General features: G+C 70.3%; 1 protein-coding gene and 1 pseudogene. One reads left to right on the top strand and one right to left on the bottom strand.

Annotated elements, in window-relative coordinates; translation table 11 throughout:
• Position 1: 1 nt before the first annotated feature.
• Positions 2 to 892, bottom strand: coding sequence for an N-acetylmuramoyl-L-alanine amidase family protein (locus tag B8460_RS17660; protein ID WP_048862935.1), 891 nt, complete (start codon positions 890 to 892; stop codon positions 2 to 4).
• A gap of 585 nt (positions 893 to 1477) precedes the next feature.
• On the opposite strand from B8460_RS17660, the pseudogene B8460_RS17655 reads away from it, so the two are divergent.
• Positions 1478 to 1786: pseudogene (locus B8460_RS17655) on the top strand (ribonuclease E/G); the annotation flags it as partial.

Below are 1786 nucleotides of genomic sequence, written 5' to 3'. Positions count from 1 at the left end.
GCTAGCCCGCCATCCGCGACAGCGGCGCGGCCGCGAAATAGGCGTCCACGGCCCGCTTCATCGCCGTCGCGACGCGCGCCCGGTGCGCCGGCCGGCGCAATGCGGCTTCGTCGGCAGGGTTCGACATGAACCCCATCTCGACCAGCACGCTCGGTATGTCCGCCGCCTTCAATACCACGAACGCGGCGTGGCGGGAGGGGTTGGGCAGCATGCCCACATCCTGATGCAAGGCGCTCACCACGCTGTGGGCCATCTCGGCCGACCCCAGCCGCGTCTCCCGCCGCACGAGGCTGGCGAGGATGCGGGCCACCTCCGGCGGCTGGTCGGCGAAGGCGCCGCCATACCGGTCGGCGCTGTTCTCCCGCCGCGCCAGGGCCGCCGTCTGCGCGTCCGACGCGGTCGATGCAAGCGTATAGACGCTGGCGCCGCGAACACCGTGATCGGCGATCGCGTCGGCGTGCATGGACACGAACAGGTCGGCCCGCTGCGCCTGCGCCCGCTCCACCCGGCCGTCGAGGGGGATGAACACGTCGCGGCTGCGCGTGAGGCTGACGCGATAGCGGCCGCTCGCCAGCAGCTGCGCCCGCAGCGCCTCCGCCGTCGCCAGCGCGACATGCTTCTCGTACGTGCCGGAGACGCCGATCGCGCCCGGGTCCTTGCCGCCATGGCCGGGATCGATCACCACCATCGGCAAGGCCCCACCGGCCGGGGCGCCGTCGGCCGGTTTGGCGTGATGGGCATGGTGATGACGGTCGCGCGCCTGCGCCGCATCGGCCAGCGGCAGCAGGAAACGCCCGACCACGCCCGCACCGAGCAGCACGCGGCGGGTCAGGCGACCGGGCCAAGCGTGGCCCGGGCTGCCGATGTCGGGCACGTCCGGCTCCGCAACCATGCCTTGCATTTAACACGGAACATCCAGGAACGCACGTAACTTGTTGATGACGGCCTGTTCATGCCACAGGTCAGGACATAAGCTTGCGGTCCGGCCACCTTTGTTCCATGGTGAGGTGCCTGGCACGAGTCACGGCTCGACCCCTGCGCCGCCGGATCGTCCGGCCGGATGGGTCGGGCGAGCCGCCCGGCGGTGTCTCCCGCGCAAGTTCATTCCCTGCGTCGGCCGCCCGCCACGATACGGCGATCGTGTCGCCCGCCACAGGCGCGTGTGCGCCGGCGGGGCTTCGTCCCGAACCGTGGACGACGCGGTGCGCATGACAAAAGGGGCGTGCCCCGCCCGGTCGCGTGCGGCCGGCGGCGCGTCCAAATGACAAGGGACGTCGGTTTCCGCCAGTGTTTTCGCCGTTTGTTCTGACTCGTCCTTTGGCGAACATGGCTGCGGCAGCCCTTTGCGGCGATGCGTCCCCTTTACCCGCTTTCCGCCCCTCATCACGCCGGCCCCGGCCGTGCCGCTGCCCCGCGCGTCCGCGCGCGGCGACCGCAGCGGCGACCGCCCGCCCGGCGCCCCGGAGTTTACGACTAAATGACCAAGCGCATGCTGATCGATGCCACCCACCCCGAAGAGACGCGGGTGGTGGTGCTGGATGGAACCCGGCTTGAAGAATACGACGTCGAGACCGCGACCAAGCGACAGCTGAAAGGCAACATCTACCTCGCCAAGGTCGTGCGGGTAGAGCCGAGCCTCCAGGCCGCGTTCATCGAATACGGCGGCAACCGCCACGGCTTCCTCGCCTTCGGCGAAATCCATCCCGATTACTACCAGATCCCCGTCGCCGACCGGCAGCGACTGCTGGCCGCCCAGGCCGAGGCCGCCCGGCTCGAACAGGAAGAG

It is taken from the genome of Acidisphaera rubrifaciens HS-AP3 (assembly GCF_000964365.1).
Classification (GTDB): Bacteria; Pseudomonadota; Alphaproteobacteria; order Acetobacterales; family Acetobacteraceae; genus Acidisphaera; species Acidisphaera rubrifaciens.
This window is presented reverse-complemented; position numbering and strand designations above follow the sequence as displayed.

Excerpts from the sequence above, each read along its gene's own strand:
- B8460_RS17660 (WP_048862935.1), bottom strand. The coding sequence starts at position 892 with ATGGTTGCGGAGCCGGACGTGCCCGACATCGGCAGCCCGGGCCACGCT.